This is a genomic window from Sphaerisporangium sp. B11E5, from assembly GCF_039871875.1.
Taxonomy (GTDB): Bacteria; Actinomycetota; Actinomycetes; order Streptosporangiales; family Streptosporangiaceae; genus Sphaerisporangium.
In genome coordinates, this window is record NZ_JBDPMD010000040.1 from 59,666 (window position 1) to 81,326 (window position 21,661).

General features: G+C 71.3%; 23 protein-coding genes. 11 read left to right on the plus strand and 12 right to left on the minus strand.

Annotated elements, in window-relative coordinates; genetic code table 11:
- Positions 1-68 precede the first annotated feature (68 nt).
- Together ABGB17_RS28845 and ABGB17_RS28850 are read left to right on the plus strand one after the other, a co-directional pair.
- Positions 69-557 (plus strand): MarR family winged helix-turn-helix transcriptional regulator, encoded by a 489-nt coding sequence (locus ABGB17_RS28845; RefSeq protein WP_347635080.1) that lies wholly within the window; start codon positions 69-71, stop codon positions 555-557.
- A gap of 73 nt (positions 558-630) precedes the next feature.
- Positions 631-2,073, plus strand: a complete 1,443-nt coding sequence (locus tag ABGB17_RS28850) for an MFS transporter (RefSeq protein ID WP_347635082.1) — start codon at positions 631-633, stop codon at positions 2,071-2,073.
- A gap of 71 nt (positions 2,074-2,144) precedes the next feature.
- Here the strand turns inward: ABGB17_RS28850 and ABGB17_RS28855 are convergent, their stop codons facing one another.
- From ABGB17_RS28855 to ABGB17_RS28865, 3 genes are read right to left on the minus strand one after another with little or no spacing between them, the layout of a single operon-like run.
- Positions 2,145-4,334 carry a CotH kinase family protein gene (locus ABGB17_RS28855; RefSeq protein WP_347635084.1) on the minus strand — a complete coding sequence of 730 codons (2,190 nt, stop codon included), beginning with the start codon at positions 4,332-4,334 and terminating at the stop codon, positions 2,145-2,147.
- On the minus strand, positions 4,325-5,137 hold the full coding sequence (locus ABGB17_RS28860) for a polyphosphate polymerase domain-containing protein (RefSeq protein WP_347635085.1): 813 nt from the start codon (positions 5,135-5,137) through the stop codon (positions 4,325-4,327). Before ABGB17_RS28860 ends, ABGB17_RS28855 begins: the two co-directional genes overlap by 10 nt.
- Positions 5,134-5,739, minus strand: a complete 606-nt coding sequence (locus tag ABGB17_RS28865; RefSeq protein ID WP_347635087.1) for a DUF4956 domain-containing protein — start codon at positions 5,737-5,739, stop codon at positions 5,134-5,136. The genes ABGB17_RS28860 and ABGB17_RS28865 overlap by 4 nt, the downstream gene beginning before the upstream one ends.
- Before the next feature lie 397 nt (positions 5,740-6,136).
- Between ABGB17_RS28865 and ABGB17_RS28870 the strand changes: the two genes are divergently transcribed.
- The gene (locus ABGB17_RS28870; protein ID WP_347635091.1) at positions 6,137-6,817 is read left to right on the plus strand and encodes an NADPH-dependent F420 reductase; all 681 of its coding nucleotides are present in this window, start codon (positions 6,137-6,139) and stop codon (positions 6,815-6,817) included.
- Between the two features lie 79 nt (positions 6,818-6,896).
- Here the strand turns inward: ABGB17_RS28870 and ABGB17_RS28875 are convergent, their stop codons facing one another.
- Entirely contained in the window at positions 6,897-7,361 is a 465-nt protein-coding gene (locus ABGB17_RS28875) for a MarR family transcriptional regulator (RefSeq protein WP_347635093.1), read from the minus strand.
- A 68-nt stretch (positions 7,362-7,429) separates the two neighbouring features.
- Here ABGB17_RS28875 and ABGB17_RS28880 point away from each other — a divergent pair, with 68 nt between their 5' ends.
- Together ABGB17_RS28880 and ABGB17_RS28885 are read left to right on the plus strand one after the other, a co-directional pair.
- The gene (locus ABGB17_RS28880) at positions 7,430-7,618 is read left to right on the plus strand and encodes a hypothetical protein (RefSeq protein WP_347635095.1); all 189 of its coding nucleotides are present in this window, start codon (positions 7,430-7,432) and stop codon (positions 7,616-7,618) included.
- Positions 7,619-7,633: 15 nt separating this feature from the next.
- On the plus strand, positions 7,634-9,595 hold the full coding sequence (locus tag ABGB17_RS28885) for an MMPL family transporter (RefSeq protein WP_347635134.1): 1,962 nt from the start codon (positions 7,634-7,636) through the stop codon (positions 9,593-9,595).
- On the opposite strand, the gene ABGB17_RS28890 is transcribed toward ABGB17_RS28885, so the two are convergent.
- The 3 genes from ABGB17_RS28890 to ABGB17_RS28900 all read right to left on the minus strand — a co-directional run bounded on the left by ABGB17_RS28890 (position 9,585) and on the right by ABGB17_RS28900 (position 11,922).
- Positions 9,585-10,100, minus strand: coding sequence for a hypothetical protein (locus ABGB17_RS28890; RefSeq protein WP_347635097.1), 516 nt, complete (start codon positions 10,098-10,100; stop codon positions 9,585-9,587). The two genes, ABGB17_RS28885 and ABGB17_RS28890, sit on opposite strands and share 11 nt — an antisense overlap.
- A gap of 148 nt (positions 10,101-10,248) precedes the next feature.
- The gene (locus ABGB17_RS28895; RefSeq protein WP_347635099.1) at positions 10,249-11,250 is read right to left on the minus strand and encodes a MerR family transcriptional regulator; all 1,002 of its coding nucleotides are present in this window, start codon (positions 11,248-11,250) and stop codon (positions 10,249-10,251) included.
- 6 nt (positions 11,251-11,256) lie between these two features.
- Complete coding sequence (locus tag ABGB17_RS28900; protein WP_347635136.1) at positions 11,257-11,922, minus strand: HEAT repeat domain-containing protein; 666 nt, start codon at positions 11,920-11,922, stop codon at positions 11,257-11,259.
- Between the two features lie 180 nt (positions 11,923-12,102).
- Here ABGB17_RS28900 and ABGB17_RS28905 point away from each other — a divergent pair, with 180 nt between their 5' ends.
- The 6 genes from ABGB17_RS28905 to ABGB17_RS28930 are packed head-to-tail and all read left to right on the plus strand — an operon-like array spanning position 12,103 to position 17,524.
- A complete protein-coding gene (locus ABGB17_RS28905; RefSeq protein WP_347635101.1) occupies positions 12,103-12,756 on the plus strand; it encodes a response regulator transcription factor in 654 nt (217 codons plus the stop codon).
- A 16-nt stretch (positions 12,757-12,772) separates the two neighbouring features.
- Positions 12,773-14,008, plus strand: a complete 1,236-nt coding sequence (locus tag ABGB17_RS28910; protein ID WP_347635103.1) for a HAMP domain-containing sensor histidine kinase — start codon at positions 12,773-12,775, stop codon at positions 14,006-14,008.
- 25 nt (positions 14,009-14,033) lie between these two features.
- Positions 14,034-14,588 (plus strand): hypothetical protein, encoded by a 555-nt coding sequence (locus ABGB17_RS28915; protein ID WP_347635105.1) that lies wholly within the window; start codon positions 14,034-14,036, stop codon positions 14,586-14,588.
- The gene (locus tag ABGB17_RS28920) at positions 14,588-15,640 is read left to right on the plus strand and encodes a peptidoglycan-binding protein (RefSeq protein WP_347635107.1); all 1,053 of its coding nucleotides are present in this window, start codon (positions 14,588-14,590) and stop codon (positions 15,638-15,640) included. The genes ABGB17_RS28915 and ABGB17_RS28920 overlap by 1 nt, the downstream gene beginning before the upstream one ends.
- A gap of 50 nt (positions 15,641-15,690) precedes the next feature.
- Positions 15,691-16,341, plus strand: coding sequence for an ABC transporter ATP-binding protein (locus ABGB17_RS28925; protein ID WP_347635138.1), 651 nt, complete (start codon positions 15,691-15,693; stop codon positions 16,339-16,341).
- 1 nt (position 16,342) lies between these two features.
- Positions 16,343-17,524, plus strand: a complete 1,182-nt coding sequence (locus ABGB17_RS28930; RefSeq protein ID WP_347635109.1) for an ABC transporter permease — start codon at positions 16,343-16,345, stop codon at positions 17,522-17,524.
- Between the two features lie 67 nt (positions 17,525-17,591).
- On the opposite strand, the gene ABGB17_RS28935 is transcribed toward ABGB17_RS28930, so the two are convergent.
- The 5 genes from ABGB17_RS28935 to ABGB17_RS28955 form a co-directional block, all read right to left on the minus strand.
- On the minus strand, positions 17,592-18,251 hold the full coding sequence (locus ABGB17_RS28935; RefSeq protein ID WP_347635111.1) for an alpha/beta hydrolase: 660 nt from the start codon (positions 18,249-18,251) through the stop codon (positions 17,592-17,594).
- A 58-nt stretch (positions 18,252-18,309) separates the two neighbouring features.
- Entirely contained in the window at positions 18,310-19,098 is a 789-nt protein-coding gene (locus ABGB17_RS28940) for an oxidoreductase (protein ID WP_347635113.1), read from the minus strand.
- Between the two features lie 52 nt (positions 19,099-19,150).
- On the minus strand, positions 19,151-19,957 hold the full coding sequence (locus ABGB17_RS28945; protein ID WP_347635115.1) for an alpha/beta hydrolase: 807 nt from the start codon (positions 19,955-19,957) through the stop codon (positions 19,151-19,153).
- Between the two features lie 52 nt (positions 19,958-20,009).
- The gene (locus ABGB17_RS28950) at positions 20,010-20,801 is read right to left on the minus strand and encodes an alpha/beta fold hydrolase (RefSeq protein WP_347635117.1); all 792 of its coding nucleotides are present in this window, start codon (positions 20,799-20,801) and stop codon (positions 20,010-20,012) included.
- Between the two features lie 228 nt (positions 20,802-21,029).
- Positions 21,030-21,563 (minus strand): helix-turn-helix transcriptional regulator, encoded by a 534-nt coding sequence (locus ABGB17_RS28955; RefSeq protein ID WP_347635119.1) that lies wholly within the window; start codon positions 21,561-21,563, stop codon positions 21,030-21,032.
- Positions 21,564-21,661 lie beyond the last annotated feature (98 nt).

The following is a 21,661-nucleotide window of genomic DNA, read 5'->3' on the forward strand; positions in this document are numbered from 1 at the left end:
CACGGCAGCACCCCGACTGCGGCTGCTCACAGATAATCCGGAACGGAACCGGTTGTTAGGCTGGTGGCATGACCGCCATGGCACCCGCACGCACCAAGCCGGACCTGTCGTTCCTGCTGGATCACGCCGGGCACGTCCTGCGCACCAAGATGGCGGCGGCGCTCGCCGAGATCGGGCTCACCGCGCGGATGCACTGTGTGCTGGTGCACGCGCTGGAGGAGGAGCGGACGCAGATCCAGCTCGCCGAGATCGGGGACATGGACAAGACCACGATGGTGGTCACCGTGGACGCGCTGGAGGAGGCGGGGCTGGCGGAGCGGCGGCCCTCCAGGGCGGACCGGCGGGCGCGGGTCATCGCGGTGACCGAGAAGGGGGCCGAGATGGCGCGGCGCAGCCAGGAGATCGTGGACGGGGTGCACCGGGACGCGCTCGGGTCCCTGCCTCCCGATGAGGCCGAGGTGCTCGTGCGGGCGATGAACCGGCTGGTCACCGGGCATCTGGCGACCCCTGCGGAGGCGCCGCAGGTGGTGCGGCGCGCACGGCAGCGATCCAAATAGCTTCGTAAGGGATCGTCTACAACAAAACTATCTGCTACGGTCTCTCCCGTTCCCTTCGAACAGGAGACGGCCGATGCCGCACACCTCACCCACCCTCCGGCCACCCCGCGCCGCGTCCCGGTCCCTGGCGCTCGCCGTGTTGTCCGCGTCGATGCTGATGACGATCCTGGACGGCAGCATCGTGACCGTGGCCATGCCCGCCATCCAGCGTGACCTCGGCTTCTCCCCCGCGGGGCTGAGCTGGACCGTCAACGCCTACCTGATCGCCTTCGGCGGGCTGCTTCTGCTCGCGGGGCGGCTCGGCGACCTCATCGGCCGCAGGACGATGTTCCTGGCGGGCAACGCGGTCTTCACCGCCGCGTCGATGCTCGCCGGGGTGGCCACCACCCCCGGTGTGCTGATCGCCGCCCGGTTCGCCCAGGGGGTCGGCAGCGCCATGGCGTCCGCGGTCGTCCTCGGCATCCTGGTGACGCTGTTCACCGAGCCGGGCGAACGGGTGAAGGCGATCGGCGTCTTCAGCTTCACCGGGGCCGCCGGGGCGTCCATCGGGCAGGTGCTCGGCGGGGTGCTCACCGATGCGCTGAGCTGGAACTGGATCTTCTTCATCAACCTGCCGATCGGCGTCGCCACCGTCGTCCTCGCGGTCCGCGCGCTGCCCCACGAGCCTGGCACGGGCCTGCGTGCCGGGGCCGACGTCCTCGGCGCCGTCCTGGTCACCGCCGCGCTGATGCTCGGCATCTACACGGTGGTCGAGATCGAGCGGTACGGCTGGCTCGCGGGCCGCACCCTCGGCCTCGGCGCGGTCTCCCTCGTCCTGCTGGCCGCGTTCTTCGCGCGCCAGGCGACCGCCGCGACCCCCCTCATGCCGCTGCGGATCCTCCGCTCCCGCGACGTCGCGGGCGCCAACGTGGTGCAGATGCTCGCCCTGTCGGCGATGTTCGCCTTCCAGATCATCGTCGCGCTCTACATGCAGCGGGTCCTCGGCTACGGCGCACTGGACACCGGCCTCGCGATGCTGCCCGCCGCGCTCGCCATCGGCGGCGTCTCCCTGTTCGTCTCGGCCCGCCTCAACACGCGCTACGGCGAACGCCGCGTCCTGCTCGCCGGCCTGGCCCTGCTGTTCGCCGCGATGGCCTGGCTCACGCGCATCCCTGTGGAGGCCGGCTACGTCACCGACCTGCTCCCGGTGATGGTCCTCATCGCGGGCGGTGGCCTCGTCCTGCCGGCCCTGACCTCCCTCGGCATGTCCGCCGCCCGCCCCGACGACGCCGGCCTGACCTCCGGCCTGTTCAACACGACCCAGCAGATCGGCATGGCCACCGGCGTCGCCGTCCTCTCCACCCTCGCCGCCGCCCGCACCGACGCCCTGCGCGCCACCGGCGCCACCGAGGTCGCCGCCCTGTCCGGCGGCTACCACCTGGCCTTCACGACCTCCGCGGCCCTGCTCGCGGTGGCGTTCGCCGTCACGCTCGTCGTGCTGCGCAGCCCGCGCCGGTCAGCACCGCCGGAGGCGTGACAGCCCTGGTCCACCGTGCGGGTGCGCGTACCCGGCGCCACATGGCGCCGGGTACGCGTCCGCCCGGTCCGTCAGCTCCCCGTGCAGGTGAGCGCCGGTCTGCCAGGGGTTCCACCGGTCGATCCGAGGAATCCGAACGTGGTGGTCGCACCGGCCGCGACGGAACCGTTGTGGGAGGCGTTGCGGGCGGTGACCGTCGTCCCCTGCGTGGTGAGGGTCGTGTTCCACGCCTGAGTGATCGTCTCACCGGCGGGAAGAGTCCAGGACACGGCCCAGGTGCCGATCGCCGAGGAGCCGGCCGTGACCCGGACCTCGCCCTGGAACCCGCCGGGCCACTGGTTGGTCACCGTGTACGTCGCGGTGCACCGCGTCCCGCCGGTGGGGGTCGGCGTCGGCGTCGCGGACGGCGTGGGGGTCGGGGTCCGCGACGGTGTCGGGGTCGCGGTCGGGGTCGCGGTCGGGGTCGCGGTCGGGGTCGCGGTCGGGGTCGCGGTCGGGGTCGCGGTCGGGGTCGCGGTCGGGGTCGCGGTCGGGGTCGCGGTCGGGGTCGCGGTCGGTGTCGCGGTCGGGGTCGGGACCGCGCCGCCCCAGCCCGCCGTCGAGTCGAGCCAGGCCGCGCGGCGCTGCATCCAGTCGCGCATGAACTGGACCTGCCCCTGCCAGGTGGGAGAGGTGGGGGTGACGAAGAAGCCGATCATGCGGGTCGACAGGTTCGGCCAGCGCTGGAAGTTGCGCTGGGCGGCGTTGGTCAGCGGCCGGGTGAGGGCGTCGATCCTGCTCTGCAGGGACGCGTCGGAGAGCAGACCCCGGCGCAGGGTCTGCCAGCGGGACTTGACCTGGTTGACGAAGGCGGGGTCCCGCAGGAGCTGGGTGAACCAGTCGTAGGCCGTCGGCTGGCGGGTCTGCTGGTACTGCCAGCCCGCGACCTGGTCGTTCTGGAAGAAGCCGCCCACGCCGAACGTGAGGTCGAAGTCCCACAGCGGCCCGGCGAAGATCTTGGAGTCGCGGTCCTTGTAGAAGTAGGAGCTGCGGACGTAGGCGTCCATCCCCCGGCTGAACTCATTGACGATCATATGGTCGACGAAGGAGGGGACGTCGATGTACGCCGGGTAGCCGGTGACCGGATCGGCGAAGTTCGGTGCTCGCAGGACGTTGTGGAACCCCTGGAGATAACTGCGAAGCCATTCCCGCTGTTCGGGGATCAGCGGGTCGGGGTCGACCACCTCCAGGTAGTTCCAGCAGGAGGCGGCCGGGCCGGTGCACGGCAGGATCGGCTCCTCGGCGGCCATCCACTCGAACTTCCAGATGTAGCCGCCCGTGATCTTCGGCAGCGTCGTGTCGTCCTCGTCCAGTTGCTTGAGGTCGAGACGGTCCTTGTTGTTCTTGATCGTCTCGACGATCATGTAGACGCCCATGTAGTCGTTGGCGCCCACCGGCGTGGCGTCGGTGTTGAGGTACAGCTCCGCGAACGCGTACCGCGGGGCCTTCAGGCCCATCTCCCTGCCGAGGTCGTAGGCGAGGGCCTCCCGGATCAGGGACTTGTCGGGGAACGGCCCGCGCAGCACCCAGTCGGAGTCGGCGGGCATGCCGAGCACGGGATAGTCGGCGTCGTCGTTGTCGTTGTCCCAGAACTCGACGCGGTACGGCGTCTTCTCGTACGAGGCCGACGACTGCCCGCGCAGATGGAAGCCGGCGCGGGTGGCGACCGCCGGTGCCGCGGCCAGTGACGTGGTGCCGCCGCCGGCCGGCTGGAAGATCATGGCGGCGGCGTCGAAGTACTCCCGGGCGGGCTTGCCCGCGCCGTACGAGTCGAGCACGATCACCGGCAGGTCGTGGGCCGTGGTGGTGTCGCGGGCGACGTACATGGCCGTCCCGGGTGCACCGGACGCCGTCTGGCCGGTGAAGGCCTGCGCCCGCACCTGGGTGGTGCGGGTGAACTGCAGCGGCGTCCCCTGGTAGAGCGCCGACCCGGCGGTGGGCAGCCGTCCGTCGGTGGTGTAGCGGATCTGGGCTCCGCTGATCGCGGTGCTCAGCGACACCGCCACCTGGCCCTGGAAGGTGCCGCTCGGCACGGAGAAGGCGATGTCGCCGGTCAGGTCGTCCGCCGCGGCGGCGGCCGCGGCGCCGTCCGCCGGCGAGGTGGCGGGACGCGGTTCCGCGCCGGCCGGCGACTCGTACGGGACGAGAAGTGCGGCGACGAGTGCGGCGGCGACCGCGACCCTCGTGGGGCGATGGCGGGTGCCGCGGAGGGTCAGACGCACGATGCCTCCTGTTCGGTTCTGTGGGAGAGGTCCGGCGACGCGGCGCCGCGGAAGTGGCGGCGCAGCGTGCGCCGCCACGGCGCGTCGGGCAGATCCAGCCGGAGGGCGGCGAGGCCGGTGGCGTACTTGGAGATGCGGGCGGGTCTCAGCCCTGTCCGCCACAACATGCGATCGACCGGCGTGGCGGCGGAGGCGGTCTTGGTCTCCACCACCGCGAGGCCGGACAGCCGCAGCGTGGAGCCGGCGTACCACCAGGTCAGTCCGGTGTCGATGGTGACCCGGCTCGCGGTGCCGAGCAGCAGGGTGGCGCGGTGGTACTCGGTGACCAGGATCGGGTCGAGCGGACCTGCGGCGGTGGGGCCGAAGGACTCACGGGCGAGCGCCTCGTCGACGAAGTCACGCCCCGGGTGCACGGTTTCGCAGTCCTGCGGGTGGTAGGGCAGGCGGTGTTTGGTGACGCTCCCCCGCGCGCCGCTGATCTTGACCTCCAGCCAGCACTCGGCGGAGTCGACGTAGGTACGGGTGCGCACCTTGAAACGCCGGCGCCTGCGGTAGGCCGCGTGGTGGTAGCTGGCCAGCCGCGGGGTGTCGAAGTACACCGACCTGTACAGGAAGGTGCGCCCGCCGTCGATGTCCAGCGCCCTGGCGTACGGCGTGAGCTGCTCCAGCAGGTGCGGCAGCGCCTCCGCAGGGACGAGGTACTTGCGGTCCACCCTGGTCTGCAGCGCGGCGCACTCGATCAGCTCCGCGAGCCCGACGGGGGCCAGCCGCGCCAGGGCCGGCTCGACCGGCGTCGTGGTCATCGGTGCGCCCCGGAGTGCGCGGGCGTGCCGGGTTCCGCGGCCAGGCGGCGTTCGGACGTCGCGTACCGGACGTCGACCACGGTGGTCTCGTTGACCATGTCGAGCCGCTGCACGGTGGCGGCGTGCACCCGGGCGTCGAGCAGTTGTTCCAGGTGGGCGACGAGCGCGACGTGGTCGGTGATGGCCGAGTCGAGCACCAGGATCTGGTGCCGGTAGTGCCGGAACAGCCGCCGGTGGTCACCGAGGAACATCACCACGAGGATGAGCGCCATGAGGCCGCCGCTGAGCCACACCGAGGTGGTGCTCAGCGCGCCGAGGATGCCGAGGGCGAGTGCGGAGAAGTAGTACGCGACCTCGTGCTGGTCGAGCTCCGTCGAGCGCAGGCGGATGATGGACAGCACACCGAACAATGCCAGCCCCAGCCCGAGCCCCGCGCCGACGTTGCTGGCGCTCAGCGCGCTCGCCACGGCGAGGACACCGACGTTGACCCCTAGGTAGGCGACGACCAGATCGCGGCGCCGGTGCCGTGGGAAGTAGAGCCCGAAGACGAGCAACACCACCGCACAGATGTCGATCGCGAACAGAACGAGCTGTGAGATCACGTTCGGTCCTCCTGAGCCACTGCCGGGTTGGTCAGGCACCGCCCGCTTCCTGGCACGGGGGTTCGCAGGACGGGCGCCGAAACTTTCAGAGCTCCATATAAACTTTCGGGAGCCGACTCGAAACGATATGTGTACGTAAGATGTCCAGTCAATGAACGCGAACCGTCGCAGTGCACGGCGGCCGTCACGCGGCCGGGACTTCCACGTGAAGTCACCGCAGCATGGGCCTGATTAGCTGCCGTATCGACGGCATCCGGCGCCGGTGCGGCGCCATGCGAACAAGCCCTTGTCCATGTCACCTGGGCCTGAAAATTTCGAACCGGCCGATCGCAAATCGCGGTTCAGCGGCCTCGGCCTGTTCAGGAATGCCGGGCCGGGAGCCGGGGTTACCCCGATCATGACGACAATCGCATTCATCGGCAGCGGGAAGATCGGCGGCACCGTCGCCCGGCTGGCCGTCGCGGCCGGATATGACGTCGTGCTGAGCAACTCGCGCGGGCCCGAGACGTTGGCCGGCCTGGTGGCCGAGCTCGGCCCGAAGGCCCGCGCGGCGACGGCGGCGCAGGCCGCGGCGGCCGGCGACCTCGTGGTGGTCAGCATCCCCCTGCGTGCTTACCGCGACGTTCCGGTGGAACCGCTCGCCGGCAAACCGGTCCTGGACACCAACAACTACTACTCCGGTCGCGACGGGCACTTCCCCGAGCTGGACGACGGGTCCGCCACGTCCAGCGAGCTGCTGCAACGGCACCTGCCGGCGTCCAAGGTCGTCAAGGTCTTCAACAACATCGCCTTCACCCACCTGCTCCACCTGGCCCGCCCCAGCGGCGCCCCCGACCGCAGCGCCCTCCCGATCGCCGGGGACGACACCTCCGCCAAGGCCGAGGTCGCCGCGTTCCTCGACGCCATCGGCTACGACACGGTGGACGTGGGCACGCTGGCGGAAAGCTGGCGCGTCGAGCCCGGCACCCCGGTGTACGGCAACCCCTACGGCGACGACAAGGAGAACTTCTGGGAGTCCTCCGGCGTCCCCGCCGGCACCACCAAGATCGGCGCCGCCGTGGCCGCCGCGGAGCGCTGAACCTCAGCGGGAGTACGCCGGCACCTGGGTTCCTCCGCGGCCAGGCGATCCACGTGAACGGCGGCGCCCGCGCCACCCGCTAGCCCGGCGTGCCCCGCAGCACCTCGAGTTCCTCGTTCACGGCGTCGAGAAAGGCGGCCGCGACACGCAGCTCCTCGGGCCCGAACCGCCGCAGGGCGTTGTCGGTGGTGCGGCCGAGGGGGCGGAAGAAGGCCGCCGCGAGTTCCCTGGCCGCGTCGAGATAGTGCAGATGGACCACCCGCCGGTCGTGCGCGTCGCGCACCCGGCGGATGTGCCCGGCCCGCTCCAGCCGGTCGAGGCACGCGGTGACCGCGCCGGACGTGAGGTTGAGCTCCTCGCGCAGGCGGCTCGGCGTGATCGGCGTCGGTGCGTCGAAGATCTTGATGAGCGCCTGGACGTCGGTGGGATGCAGGCCGTGCTCGTGGGCGAACTCGTGGGCGACGCGGTTGAACTCGGCGGTCATCCTGCGCAGGCGTACCGCGAAGGACTGCAGGTCGATGCCGTCCCCGTTCCCGCCGTCCATGACGCCATGCTACATTAACTCAATAATTGAGTATCTCAATGATTGAGTTACATGGGAGGGTGTTCCTCATGGCTCGGCGACCGCTCCGCTGGCTCGTCCCCGCACTGCTCGTGCTGGTCTGGCTGATCGGGGGTGGGGCGCTCGGGCCGTTCGCCGGCAAGCTCACCGAGGTCTCCACCAACGACCAGGCCGCCTTCCTGCCCAAGAGCGCGGAGTCCACGCGTGTGCTGGAGGTGCAGGATCGCTTCCGTCAATGAGAGACCCAGCCGCTCATCGTGGTGTGGACCGCCGCCGGCCGGGCCGTCACCCCGGCGCAGACCGCGGCCGCGACCCGGGCCCTCGCCGCCCTGCGCGGCACCCCGGGCGTCGTGGGCACCCCCAGCCCCGCCATCGGCGCGGACGACGGGCTGGCCCTGCGCGGCATCGTCCCGCTCGGCTCCGGCCTCGGCGAGGAGCTCGGCGGCACCCTCACCCGGGTCCGCGCGGCGGTGGCGGTGGACGGTCTGCGTGCCGAGCTCGCGGGCCCGGCCGCCACCCGGGCCGACCTGTCCGACGCCTTCGCCGGCATCGACGGCCTCCTGCTCGGCGTCGCCCTGGTCACCGTCCTGGTCATCCTGCTGGTCGTCTACCGCAGCGTCCTCCTCCCGTTGGTCATCATCACCGGCGCGATCCTGGCCCTGGGGGTGGCGTGCGCCGTGGTCTACTACCTGGCAGGCCACGACATCGTCCGGGTGGACGGCCAGGTCCAGGGCATCCTGTTCATCCTCGTCATCGGCGCCGCCACCGACTACGCCCTGCTCCTGACCGCCCGCTTCCGCGAGGAACTCGCCGCGCCCCCCGGCCGGCCCGGCGAGGAACCCGCCGCCGGCCCCCGCACGGGAGACACCGCGAGCCACGACCGCTTCGCCGCCGCGCGCGTGGCCCTGCGCCGGTCGTTCGCCCCGATCGTCGCCAGCGCCGCGACGGTGGCCCTGGCACTGCTCGCCCTGCTCCTCAGCGGCCTGACCAACAACCGCGCCCTCGGCCCGGTCGGCGCCATCGGCATAGTGTGCGCCGCGCTCAGCGCCCTGACGTTCCTCCCCGCGGCCCTCGCCCTCCTCGGTCGCACGGCCCTGTGGCCGGCCAAGCCCCACCCGGCCGAGCCCCGCGGCGTCTGGCGCCGCGTCGCGACCCTGGTGGACCGCCACCCCCGCCGTCTCTGGATCGCGACCCTCGTCCCCCTCCTCGCGCTGGCCCTCGTCGCCCCGGGGGTGAACGCCCGTGGCGTGCCGCTGGACGAGACCTTCGTGAACGACGCCCCGTCGGTGGCGGCCCAGGCGACCCTCGGCGAGCACTTCCCCGGCGGCTCCGGCCAGCCCGCCGTCATCGTCACCCCCGCCGGCCAAGCCGCCGCCGTCGAGCGCACGGCCCGCGCCACGGAAGGCGTGTCCGGCACCACGGTGGCGACCGGGACCGGCCGCCCCGGCGGGCCTCCCAAGATCGTTGACGGCCTGGTCCTGGTGGAGGCCACCCTGCGTGACGCCCCCGACAGCGACGCCGCCCAGTCCACGATCAAACGCCTGCGCGCCGCCCTCGCGTCCCACCCCGGCGTCATGATCGGCGGCTACACCGCCCAGCGCCTCGACACGGCGGACACCGCGCGGCACGACACCCTGCTCATCGTCCCCGCCGTCCTGGCGATCATCCTGCTCATCCTGATCGCCCTGCTGCGCTCCCTGACGACCCCCGTCATCCTGATCGCCACCGTGGCCCTGAACTACCTCGCCACCCTGGGCGTCTCCACCCTCGTCTTCACCCACGTCCTGGGGCTCACCGCCACCGACGCCTCCGTCCCGCTGTACGGCTTCGTCTTCCTGGTGGCCCTCGGCGTCGACTACAACATCTTCCTGATGTCCCGCGCCCGCGAGGAGACCGTCCACCACGGCCCCAGGGAAGGCATCAGGCGCGGCCTCACCACCACCGGCGGCGTCATCACCTCAGCCGGCGTCGTCCTCGCCGCCACCTTCGCCGCCCTCGCCGTGATCCCCCTGGCCTTCCTGGTCCAGACGGCCTTCATCGTCGCCTTCGGCGTCCTGCTGGACACCCTGGTGGTCCGGTCCCTCCTGGTCCCGGCCCTGGTCCGCGACCTCGGCCCCCGCGCCTGGTGGCCGAGCCACGTCGGCCGGGACGCGGACCGCCGGCCGTCCCGGCAGCCGTCCGCCGCACGGTCCGGCTCCGGCTCGTTCAGGGAGTGACGTCCGTGGTGGCCGCGACCGGTGCCGTGTAGCCCGTCCGCACTCCGCACCCCCACGCTCCCGCCCGGAACACCCCCGGCGTGAACGTGACGGTCCCGGCGTTGGCGAACGTCACCTGAGCGGTTCCCCCCGAAACCCGCCACGGGGTTCCGGGACTGATGGCGGGGTTGGTCATTCCTGTGGCATCGACCGTGCCGGACCCCACCCCGCCGAGGTGGAGCGTCATGGTGCCACGGACCACCCCCGCGGCGAGCGAAGTACTGGAGTTCACCGTGTCGGTCATGGCCACCTGCACGGTCCCCGTCTGTCCCCTGCTCACCGTGGCGGGAGCCATGACGGTCACATCGAACACCTTGTGTCCCCACGGGCCGGTGATGGCCGCACAGGTGTAGTTGACCGTCACCGTCCCCGCCCCCGCCGGCGGGGCGTTGAACCCCAGCAGAGCCGCCACCCCGGCCCCCACCACGAGGACACGGGCCGTGATTCTCCTGCGGAACGAAGGCATGCGAAACTCCCGGGAGTCAGAGGATCGGCTGCGCTCTCAGTACTCCCCATCCTCACGTCGCCCGGCAGGGTCCCGCATCTCCCCACGTGCGGCACGCCACCCGGCGGTGAGGACGGCGCGGGAACGATCCGATCGGCGCTCAGATCCGTCACCGCGCGTTTCGCAGCTTGAGAATGTATGTCGCGGTGAGCGCGACAGCACGGTCCTCGTCGTGGGACAGATCCGCGAGGGCACGTGACGCCGTGGCTCCCGGGATGTCCGCGAGCGCCTGTGCCAGCCGTAGGCGTGCGGGCGGTTCGGTGCCGTGGGCGAGGTGGCCGGCGAGCCTGGTGGCGATCCGGTCCGCCGACGCGGGATCGCTCGCCAGCGCGCCCAGCGCATCGGCCGCGTCGGCGTCGTTCGTCCCCTCGACGATCATGCCGATGAGCGTCGGGACCGCGTCGGCCGCACCGCGTGCCCCGAGCGCCAGAGCCGCACACCTGCGGACCACGATGTCGCGGTCGGTGAGGGCGTCCCGCAGCAGTGCGGTCGCCGCACCGCTCGGGATCTCGGCGATGGACTGGACGGCACGTTTGCGCACCTCGGCCGCCGGTGAGCCGAGGCCCTCCGCCAGCAGCGCCAATCCGTCCTCGCCCGATCGCGCCAGAGCCCATCGGAGGGCCCCCGCGACGTTCGGGTCCGTCTCGCTCAGCGCCGCCTCGACCAGTGCCTCCACCGGCAGCGGAGCCTCCTCGGCCGAGGACAGGGCCGCGCGCTGGCGCTTGCCGGCGCTCTCCGACCCCAAGGCCTGCAGGAGTGCGACGATCCGCAGGACGTCCTCCCAGTCGGCGGGTTCCGCCGCACCGATCCGGCGGAGCCGAGTCAGCAGCTCCGTCTCACCGGCGATACGTTCTCGCGTCTGGCGGATGAGATCGTCGACGAGTTCCGAGGGCGTGAAGCCGGGATCATCGAGCGCTCGCCCGACTTCACGCAGCGACAGCCCCAACGACCGCAGACTCTCGATATGGAAGATCCGCCGGATGTCCTCGCTGGAGTACTCCCGGTAGCCGCCCACGGTACGACCCGTCGGCCGCACCAGGCCCAGCGACTCGTAATGCCTGAGCATGCGGGCGCTGACCCCCGAACGTCGTGCCACATCACCGATCAACACCGGCTGTCACTCCTCCTGACCGGTCGTGCCGAGAGCCACGACGCGCTTCGCCTCCTCGATCGCGAACTCGAACCCGGCATCCGGGTCGCGCGACAGCCGTTCCGTGGCGATCGCGTGCCGACGCACGCGAGGGTCGAGATCGGTCATCGCGGCCCGCAGGATCGGCACGACCACCTCACCCAGCGCGATCAACGCCCGGCTGAGGCTCAACTGCGTCTCACGCTCGCCACGCCCGAGCTGTGTCGCCAACACTCCGGCCAACTCGGATTCTTCACCCTCGGGCACCAGCACAACCGCCGCCCGCCACGCGCTCCGCGCCACCTCGTCGTCGGCGTCGGTCAGAAGCGCCCGCGTGATCGCCGGCCACGCCCGCCGATCCCCGATCTTGGACAACGTGTGCAAAGCCTGACTCCGTGCCTGCGCGCGCTCAGAACCGAGCTCATCGATGAGCTTCGGGACCGTCATCGACGCCGGGTGGCGGGTGAGTGCCCACGTCAGCATGTCACGCACATAGAAATCCGGCTCGACCGCGCACCGTTCGACGAGCTTGTCGACGAACCGCGGATCGGGCTTCGTGCCGAGCGTCAGCGCCGCCTGCAGCCGCACCGACGAACTGCTCTCCAGCCCCTGGAGAACTCGCATCGTGTTCATGTCCTCGTCCGGCATGGCCATCGGGACCACCTCCTCGGCCACAGTGAAGACCTTGTCACCGTGTGAAGGTCAACCTGGTCACGGCGATCGAAGACGCCCCGCGCACGGCCTGGCCGGGGCCGTTGTGACAACCATGTGACCGCCCCACCCGTACGCTGGCGTTCCGTAACGGAGGCGGACACGGGCGGTCGGGAGAGACGGATGAGGGTCCTGGTCGTCGAGGATCACGTGCGGCTCGCCGATTCGGTGGCGCGGGTCCTGCGGCGCGAAGGCATGGCGGTCGACGTGGCGTATGACGGGAGGGCGGCCCTCGACCGCGCCGTCGAGGTCGACTATGACGTGGTGGTCCTCGACCGCGACCTGCCGGATGTGTCCGGCGACGAGGTGTGCCGCCGGCTGATGGGCGAGCCGCTGCGCACCCGGGTGCTCATGCTGACCGCGGCCGCCACCATCGCCGACCGGGTGCGCGGCCTCACCATCGGCGCGGACGACTACCTGCCGAAGCCGTTCGCCTATCCCGAGTTGGTGGCCCGCATCCGGGCGCTCGGCCGGCGTTCCCAGCCCGCCGTGCCGCCCGTGCTGGTGCGCGGTGACCTGACGCTCGACCCGGCCCAGCGGGTCGCCACCCGGGCCGGGACGCGGCTGGCGCTCAATCCCAAGGAACTGGCCGTCCTCGAGTACCTGCTCACCGCGCAGGGCCGGGTCGTCTCCGCCGAGGAACTCCTGGAACGGGTGTGGGACGAGGCCACCGACCCGTTCACGACGACGGTGAAGGCGACCATGAACCGCCTCCGGTCGAAGCTCGGTGAGCCGCCCGTCATCGAGACCGTTCCCCGGGCCGGCTACCGAATCTGAACGGGACGGGATCCTCATGAGCCTGAAGTCCACGATCTCCGGTATGCGGGTCCGGCTGCGGCTCACCCTCCTGTATGGCGTGCTCTTCCTGCTCTCCGGCGCCGTCCTGCTGGCCATCACCTATCTCCTGGTCGCACACAGCGGGCCGAACGTCGCGATGTCCACGACCAGCACGACGCCGTCCGGTGGGCGGAGCGTCAGCATCTACCTGTGGGAGACCTTTCCCGCGGACGTCCGGCTCCCCGAAGCGGAACGGCGCATCGCCGAGGCGGTCCAGGAGCAGGCCCGCCGGCAGCGGGCAGTGATCATGAATCAGCTGTTCGTGCAGTCGGGCGTGGCGCTCGCCATCATGTCGGTGCTCGCGGCCGTCCTCGGCTGGCTGGTGGCCGGGCGGGTGCTGCGGCCACTGCAGACCATGACAGACAGCATCCAGCGCATCTCGGCGCAAAACGTGCACGAACGGCTGGCCGTCACCGGGCCGCGCGACGAGCTCAAGAATCTCGCGGACACCGTCGACGGGCTGCTCGGCCGGTTGGAGGCGACACTCGACTCGCACAAGAGGTTCGTCGCCAACGCCGCACACGAGCTGCGTACGCCGTTGACGCTGGAGCATGCCCTGCTGGAGGAAGCCGTCATCGACCCGGACGCGACCGCGGACTCGTTCCGGGAGCAGTTCGAGCAACTGATGGCCGTCAGCGAGCAACAGGCCCGGCTCCTCGAATCGCTGCTCGTCCTGGCGACCAGCGAACGCGGCCTGGACCGCCTGGAGACCGTCGACCTGTCCGAACTGACCGGCGACGTGCTGCGAGCCACCGACCCGGAGGCGCGGCGAAAGAACCTGGCCGTAGCGTCGAAGATCCGGCCCGCCCAGATCACCGGCGACCCCGCCCTCATCGAGCGACTGGTGGCCAACCTGGTCGACAACGCGATGAGCCACAACGTCCCGGACGGACGTGTGGAGGTGACGACAGGCACAGAAGCCACGCGTCCCTTCCTGTCGGTGACCAACACCGGGCCACCCGTCCCACCGGAGATGGTGAACCAACTTCTCAGCCCGTTCCAGCGGCTCAACCGAACCGCCGACGACGGCCATCACGGCCTCGGCCTGTCCATCGTCCACTCGATCGCCACCGCCCATTCAGCGGACTTGACCGTACGGGCCCGGCCGGAGGGCGGCCTCGCGATCAGAGTGCTTTTCCCGGTCGTAGAAATCAAGAAGAGCGGCAAAGCGTTTTCTGTGCCCGTCGTGTGACCGGCCGAAGCGTAGAACATGACGCATGTCCACGAATACGACGAAGCCGAAGACAATTGGACCGATTCTCGCCGCGGTTGCTTTGCTGCTTGCCGTGGGAACCGCGGGTTGCTCCCGTCAGATCGACCCGGCGGTGGCGACCGCCAAGTCCGGCACGCCTGAGGCCGGCGTGACGCCGGGAGACAATCAGGCCTCGGCGCTGAAATTCTCGCAATGCATGCGGGATCAGGGCCTCACGTGGTTCCCCGACCCGGACGCCACGGGCAATCTGAAGGTGCACGCTCCCGACGGCGTCGACCAGAGCAAGGTGGACAAGGCGGAGGAGGCGTGCAAGGCGTACGCCCCCTGGGAGAGCCGGCAAGGCGGGCAGCTCAGCGCGGAGGAATTCACCAAGCTGCGCCAGGTGTCGCAATGCATGCGGGACCACGGATTCGCTGAATATCCCGACCCCGACGCGAACGGCTCCATCACGATCGACTCCAAGGTTCTCGGTGTCGAGCCCGACGACCCGGCTTTCCAGAAAGCGAGACAGGAGTGCGATAAGTACATGCCGGCTCCGCGGAGCAAGGAAAACTCCTGATGGGTGCACGACGCACCGCGGGTGTGGTCGCCGGCGTGCTCGCGGCCTGTGCCGTGGCCGCCGCGATCACGGTCGTCAACCTACCGGCGGCGAAGGGAAGCCCCGGCTTCGCCGACAGCACGCCGGTGTCCACCGCCGAGATCACCAAGCGGACGCTGGTCGACCGGGAGGAGCACGACGGCACGCTCGGCCACGGCGACACCACATCGATCTCGTCGCGCGGCGACGGCACCGTGACCTGGCTGCCCGCGGAGGGCTGGACGATCACCCGCGGCAAGGCGATGTTCCACCTCGACAACAGGCCGGTCACCCTGCTCTACGGCTCGCTCCCCGCGTATCGCACGCTCTCGACGGGCGTCAGGGGCGCCGACGTCAAGCAGTTCGAGCGGAACCTCCGGGCGCTCGGCTACCGCGGCTTCACCGTCGACAGGACCTACAGTTGGGCGACCGCCTCCGCGGTCAGGGACTGGCAGGACGACCTCGGCCTGACCAGGACCGGCACGGTGGATCCCGGCCAGATCGTGTACGCCGCCGGCCCGGTGCGTGTGGACTCGCTGAGTACGCAGGTGGGGACCGTGGTCGGGCCCGGCGCCACCGTGGAGAAGGTCACCGGCACCTCGCCGCTGGTCACGGTCCGGCTGGACATGAGCTCGGGGCGGCTCGCCAGGCAGGGCGCCACGGTGCGGGTCACGCTTCCCGACGAGAAGGTCGCCCCCGGCAAGATCGTCAAGGTCGCCACGGTCGTGAGCCAGGGCGAGAACGCCGAAGCGGACACCACCCGCATCCAGGTGACAATCCGCTTCACCTCGACGGTCAAGGCCAGGGGCGCGGCTGCCGTCACCGTCGCTTTCACCGCCGGCAAGCGGCCGGACGTGCTGGCCGTTCCGGTGGCCGCGCTGCTCGCGCTCGCCGAAGGCGGGTACGGGGTGCAGATCGTCGACGGAAGCACGACGCGGAACGTGGCGGTGGAGACCGGGCTCTTCGCCGACGGCAAGGTGGAGATCACCGGAAGCGGGCTGCAGGCCGGCCTGAAAGTGGCGATGCCATCGTGAATCCCCTCGAACCCGTCGCGACCGCCCCGGCCCCCCTCACCGGCCACCCGGTGATCGAGCTCGCCGGTGTCACCAAGACCTACCCCGGCGGGGTCACCGCGCTGCGCTCGGTCGACCTGGTCGTCCGCTACGGCGAACTGCTCGCGATCGCCGGGCCGTCGGGCTCGGGCAAGTCCACGATGCTGAACCTGGCCGGCACACTGGACCGGCCGTCACAGGGCACCGTGCGAATCGACGGGCACGACGTGGCGTCGCTGTCCGACCGTCAGCTCTCCGCGCTGCGCGCCCGGCGTATCGGCTTCGTCTTCCAGCAGTTCCACCTCGCGCCGGGGCGGGACGCGCTGGGCAACGTCGCCGACGGCCTGCTCTACACCGGCGCCGGCAAACGGGAACGCGAGCAGCGCGCCGAGGCCGCGCTGGTACGGGTCGGCCTGGGCGCGCGGCTCACCCACCGCCCCCACCAGCTCTCCGGCGGCGAACGCCAGCGGGTGGCCATCGCCCGCGCGGTCGCGGGCGACCCGCCGCTGCTGCTCGCGGACGAGCCGACCGGGAACCTCGACTCGGTCTCCGGCGCCGGGGTGATGCACCTGCTGCGCGAGCTGAACGACGCGGGCACGACGATCCTGGTCATCACGCACGACCGCGAGATCGCGAGCAGCCTGCCCCGGCAGGTGCCGATGCGCGACGGGCAGGTGGTCTGAGATGTCGCTGCGCCCCGCCCGGCTGCGCGTGCCGGACCTGGCCCGGCTCGGCGGCTACGGCCTGCGCTCACGCCCGCTGCGCGCCGTGCTGTCGGCACTGGGCATCGCGATCGGCATCGCGGCGATGACCGCGGTGGTCGGCATCTCCGCCTCCAGCCGCGCCGACCTCGACCAGGAACTCGCGAAGCTCGGCACCAACATGCTGACCGTGTCCCCCGGCAAGACGATGTTCGGCAAGCAGGCCGCCCTGCCCGACGAGTCGATCGCGATGATCAAGCGGATCGCCCCGGTGCGGTCGGCCACCGCGACCGGCATGCTCAACGACACGTACGCCTATCGCAACGACCGCATCCCAGCCGCGCAGTCCGGCGGCCTGTCCGTACTCGCGGCCAAGCTCGACCTCCTCAAGACGGTCGGCGGCACGCTCCACCACGGCACCTGGCTCAACGGGGCCACCGACAGGTACCCGGTGGTGGTGCTCGGCGCGACCGCGGCCGAGCGGCTAGGGAACGTGCCCGCCGTCCACATCGGCGGCCGACGGTGGGTCGTGGCCGGGGTCCTGCGAAAGGTGCTGCTGGCCCCGGAACTCGACTCGGCCGTCCTCATGGGCTGGCCCGCGGCCACGACGTACCTGGACTTTGACGGCCATCCGACGACGGTCTACACACGCTCGGCCGAGTCACAGGTGGAGGCCGTGCGAGCCGTACTCGCCCCCACGGCCAACCCGTCGGCACCGGGCACGGTCCAGGTGTCGAAGCCGTCCGACGCCCTGGCCGCACGCCGGGCCACGAACGCCACTTTCGACGCATTGCTCCTCGGCCTGGGCGCCGTCGCGCTACTGGTAGGCGGGATAGGCGTCGCCAACACGATGGTGATCTCGGTACTGGAAAGGCGCTCGGAGATCGGCCTCCGCAGATCACAGGGCGCCACAAAAGGCCAGATCCGTACACAGTTCATCGCGGAGTCGCTGCTCCTGTCACTGCTCGGCGGCACGTCCGGCGCGCTGCTCGGCTATCTGGTGACCGGAATGTACGCCACCACGCAGAAGTGGCCCACAGTCATGCCCCTGTGGGTCCTCGCAGGCGCCACCGGCGCAACGGTGCTGATCGGCGCCATCGCGGGCCTGTACCCGGCGATCCGCGCGGCCCGCCTGTCACCCACGGAAGCCTTGGCGGCGACCTGACAAGCAGCCATGTCACGAGCAGGCTCACAAGGCCGCTCGTAGAACACCGCGTGCCCGACGCCTTCGTTCAGCCCTGTACGTGACTGATGGCGTCGAAGACGGCTGCGGCCACCGCGTCTGGCTGGGACGCCCCGACGGCGTGGGAGGCCCCCGCGATCTCGCGGGTCCCGAGCGAGCCGGCGCGTTGGGCCATGAATCTCAGCGCCTCGGCCGGGATGTTGAGGTCGCGATCGCCGTGGACGAACCAGGACGGCTTGGCACGCCAGCCCGGCTCGCTCACCGTCAGCCCGTCGGTCAGCGCCTGTTCGGTCACCGGCCGCTGGGTCGCCGCCATCAGGACGGCCTCATCGGCGTCGAGGTCGGCACAGAACTGCTGGTGGAACCTGTCCTCGGCGATCCGGAACTCGTTGCCGCCGACAGAGCCTGGGTAGGCGACCAGCGCGCCACCCAGGCTGCTGCCCTCGAACTTGCCGGACAGCACCAGCGCGCTCTCCCCGGGCTCAGGCGCGAAGGCGGCGACGTACACGAGGGCCTGCACGGCGTCGTTGCCGGACGCCGCCTGGCTGATCACCATGCCGCCGTAGGAGTGGCCGACCAGGACGACCGGCCGTCCGATGCCGGCGATCACGTCGCGCATGTAGGCGGCGTCGCCCGCGACGCTGCGCAACGGGTTGGCCGCCGCGACCGCGGCCAGCCCGCGGCGCAGCGGTTCCGCACGGAGCCTCACGGCGCTCCTGGCCGCACACGAACTCGTCCGACGAGGCGAACACCGCCGTCCGCCCAGGTCACAGGGTATCGATCAGGCCGCCGTCGATGACGAAGTCCGCGCCGGTGACGTTGCCGGCGCGCTCACTGGCGAGCAGGACGACGAGGTCGGCGACCTCCTCCGGGCGGGTGAACCGGCCGGTGACCGAGTCGGCGGCGGCCTGCGTCGCCACCGCGTGCGACTCGCCGCCGTTGTGGCGGGCGAGCGTGGCGGCGACGCCGTCCGCGCCGAGCCACAGGTCGGTGGCGACCGGCCCAGGGCTGACGGTGTTGACCCGGATCCCGTGCGGGCCCAGCTCCTTCGACAGGGACTTGCTGAAGCTGGCCAGGGCCGCCTTCGCGGCGCTGTAGTCGATCACCAGCGGGTCCGGCAGCGACGCGTTGACCGAGCTGACGGACACGATCGTGCCGGCGCCGCGGCCGAGCATGAGCGGCAGCGCCTCGCGGGTGGCGCGCACCGCGGACAGGAAGTTGACGGTCAGGGTGGCGAGCCAGTCCACGTCGGTGACGGACGCGAAGCCGCCGGTGCGCGGTCGTACCGCGCCGACGTTGTTGACCAGAATGTCCAGGCCGCCGAAGGCCACGCCGGCGGCCTCGACCAGTTCGGCCGGGCCGTCCAGGGTGGCGAGGTCCACCGCGACCGGGCGGACGCGGCCCCCCGCCGCCAGATCGGACAGCTCGGCGCTGATGTGCCGCGCTCCGGCGGTCACGCTGACGCCCTCCGCGGCGAGCGCCCGGGTGATCGCCAGCCCGATGCCCTTGCTCGCGCCGGTGACGACGGCGGTCTTGCCTGAAAGGTGCAGCTCCATGACGGGCCTTTCTACGGGACGCGGCCCCGCGCCTTTGCGGGGCCGCGCGGGTTCAGCGGGAGGACCTGGCGGCGGCGACGATGACGTCCACCACGGCCTGCGGCCGGGACAACATCGACAGGTGCGACGCGGCGATCTCGGTGACCTTGCTGTGCGCCCGGTTCGCCATGGTGAGCTGCAGCGACGGCGGCAGGATGCCGTCCTCCGTGCCTACCAGGTACCAGCTCGGCAGCGTCTTCCAGGCGGGCGCCCCGGACGGCTCCTGCAGCGCGCTCAGCGTGATCGGGCGCTGCTCGGCGGCCAGCCGGGCGGCCGTGGCGGCCGGCAGATCACCGGCGAACGCCTGCGGGAACACCGCCGGCTTGATGTAGAGGTCGACGTCTCCGGCCGGCGCCCCCGGGTAGCCCACGACGTCGAACAGCGCGCTCGGGTCGCCGCCGCCCTGCAGGCCGAGGATCGTCTCGCCCTGGTCGGGCGCGAACGCGTTGACGTAGACGAGCGCCTTCACGTCGGGGTCGGTGGCGGCCGCGTTGGTCACGACCGCGCCGCCGTAGGAGTGGCCGACCAGGACGACCGGGCCGCTGGTCCGCTGGGCGAGGAACGCCGACAGGTACGCGGCGTCGCCGCCGAGCCCGCGCAGCGGGTTGGGCGCGGCGAGCACGGTGTACCCGAGCTCTTGCAGCCGGCCGGTCACTTTCGACCAGCTCGAGGCGTCGGCCCAGGCGCCGTGTACGAGCACGATGGTCGGCTTCTGGTGATCGGTACGGCCGGCGGCCGATGCCGGGACGCCGAGCGTGAACAGGGCGAGGGCGGCCAGCGCGATCACCGCGCCGCGACGGCGGAGGGGGCGGTTCATCATATGGATTCAGCTTTCAGTCGAGGAAGGCGAGCAGGTGCCGGGTTGATCGTGATCAGAGCGACTGGCGGGCGAGCCAGGCCAGCGTGACGTCGGCGACCTCGCGCCAGCCGCCGTCGATGGTGAGCGAGTGCGCCCGGTCAGGGAACTCGTGGAAGTCGGTGACCGCGGCGGAGTGCCGGTACTGCTTCAGGGTGGCCAGGGTGACGGCCTCGGGCACGGTGTGGTCCCGGCCGCCGGTGATCAGCAGCAGCGGGCCGCGGGCCTCGTTCCCGGTCGCCACCTTGGCGGGCGAGTGCGGGTCGAAGTTGGCCGCCGCGGCCTCGAACAGCGGCTTCCCCGGGGCCGGGATGCTCCAGCGCCGGTACAGCTCGCCGGACTCCTGCTCGGAGACGGCATTGCCGAAGGCGTACCGGAACTGAGCCTCGGTGAGCGACACGGCCCGGTTGCGGTTGGCGGGGTTGCGGAACACGGGCAACGCCGAGCGCAGCGTGGTCAGCGGCACCGGCAGCACGCCCTTGATCTGCGCGGCGTCGATCGCGACGGCGGCGGCCGCGAGGTCCAGCCCGAGCAGCTTCTGGGCGATCATGCCGCCGAACGAGTGGCCGATCAGGATGGGCCGTTCCGGCAGACCGCTGATGATCTTCGTGTAGTGCTCGACGACGTCGTCGATGCCGTGACCGGCGATGGCCTCAGGGTTCGCCCGGGACTCCTCGACGGTCGCGCCGTCGCCTGGCCAGCCGGGCGCGCTCGGCGCGTAGCCGGCCTCCTGGAACAGGTCGATCCAGGGGGTCCAGGACGTGGCGTGCAGCCACAGTCCGTGGATGAAGATGACGGGAGTGCTCATGGTGACCTCTCAGCAGGTGATCGAACCGAAGGCGGGGAACCGCGACGTGGAGCCGGAACGTCGCGACGGAGGCGAACGGCCGGAACGGGCGTACACCCGGACGATCAGGACGTCGTGCCGAGCGCGGGCGCACCCATCACGCTAGGGGCCCGGCCCGCGCGCCACCCCACGTGAACACGTAGTCCTCGACGTACGGACTTCGCACGTCGAGGACCCGCCATCTCGGGCTCAGCCGGCCTGGATCGCCATCAGCCGGGCCAGCTCCACCCGGGACCGCACCTGGAACTTCCGGAACACCTGCCGCAGGTGGTAGTCGACCGTGTGCGGCGAGATGAACAGCAGGGCGGCCGTCTCCCGGTTGGTGAGCCCACGGGCGACGTGCTCGGCGACGGTCCGTTCAGAATCGGTGAGCCGGGACCAGGCCGGTCCGGTCTCGGCCGGCCCGCCGTCCAGCCAGATCACCGCGCCGGTCAGGACATGGTCGTCGTAGACGCCCTCGCATCGCCCGGTCAGCGTCCCCGACGGCAGGGTCAGCCGCGCGTGCCGCCGTCCCGGCGCGGTGCTCAGCCGCCGCCCGGCCCACTCCCACAGCAGCGTGCGATCCGCGGACGACAGCAAGCCCGCGGCGGCGCTGTTCACGAACATGGTGTGGGCGTCGACGACGGCGACGGGCCCCTTCGCCTTCCGGCGTACCTCAAGGAAATGCGTGTGCAAGGCCCGACGCCGGCCGGACCCGGCGGTGTACGGATCGTGAGCGAGCACCGTTTCCTCCCCTGCGTCGCCTTGACCGTTCGTCCTCATGGAACCGCGCCGGGGCGGGTCGCCGAATCAGGGAAACACCCCAGTGTGTCCGCGAGGCC

Bases quoted from the DNA above. Each gene is read 5' to 3' on its own strand.
- ABGB17_RS28915 (WP_347635105.1), top strand. From the start codon at position 14,034: ATGTCCACGAATACGACGAAGCCGAAGACAATTGGACCGATTCTCGCC.
- ABGB17_RS28945 (WP_347635115.1), bottom strand. From the start codon at position 19,957: ATGATGAACCGCCCCCTCCGCCGTCGCGGCGCGGTGATCGCGCTGGCC.
- ABGB17_RS28890 (WP_347635097.1), bottom strand. From the start codon at position 10,100: ATGCCTTCGTTCCGCAGGAGAATCACGGCCCGTGTCCTCGTGGTGGGG.
- ABGB17_RS28905 (WP_347635101.1), top strand. From the start codon at position 12,103: ATGAGGGTCCTGGTCGTCGAGGATCACGTGCGGCTCGCCGATTCGGTG.
- ABGB17_RS28880 (WP_347635095.1), top strand. From the start codon at position 7,430: ATGGCTCGGCGACCGCTCCGCTGGCTCGTCCCCGCACTGCTCGTGCTG.
- ABGB17_RS28940 (WP_347635113.1), bottom strand. From the start codon at position 19,098: ATGGAGCTGCACCTTTCAGGCAAGACCGCCGTCGTCACCGGCGCGAGC.
- ABGB17_RS28850 (WP_347635082.1), top strand. From the start codon at position 631: ATGCCGCACACCTCACCCACCCTCCGGCCACCCCGCGCCGCGTCCCGG.
- ABGB17_RS28920 (WP_347635107.1), top strand. From the start codon at position 14,588: ATGGGTGCACGACGCACCGCGGGTGTGGTCGCCGGCGTGCTCGCGGCC.
- ABGB17_RS28875 (WP_347635093.1), bottom strand. From the start codon at position 7,361: ATGGACGGCGGGAACGGGGACGGCATCGACCTGCAGTCCTTCGCGGTA.
- ABGB17_RS28870 (WP_347635091.1), top strand. From the start codon at position 6,137: ATGACGACAATCGCATTCATCGGCAGCGGGAAGATCGGCGGCACCGTC.
- ABGB17_RS28910 (WP_347635103.1), top strand. From the start codon at position 12,773: ATGAGCCTGAAGTCCACGATCTCCGGTATGCGGGTCCGGCTGCGGCTC.
- ABGB17_RS28900 (WP_347635136.1), bottom strand. From the start codon at position 11,922: ATGGCCATGCCGGACGAGGACATGAACACGATGCGAGTTCTCCAGGGG.
- ABGB17_RS28845 (WP_347635080.1), top strand. From the start codon at position 69: ATGACCGCCATGGCACCCGCACGCACCAAGCCGGACCTGTCGTTCCTG.
- ABGB17_RS28930 (WP_347635109.1), top strand. From the start codon at position 16,343: ATGTCGCTGCGCCCCGCCCGGCTGCGCGTGCCGGACCTGGCCCGGCTC.
- ABGB17_RS28950 (WP_347635117.1), bottom strand. From the start codon at position 20,801: ATGAGCACTCCCGTCATCTTCATCCACGGACTGTGGCTGCACGCCACG.
- ABGB17_RS28860 (WP_347635085.1), bottom strand. From the start codon at position 5,137: ATGACCACGACGCCGGTCGAGCCGGCCCTGGCGCGGCTGGCCCCCGTC.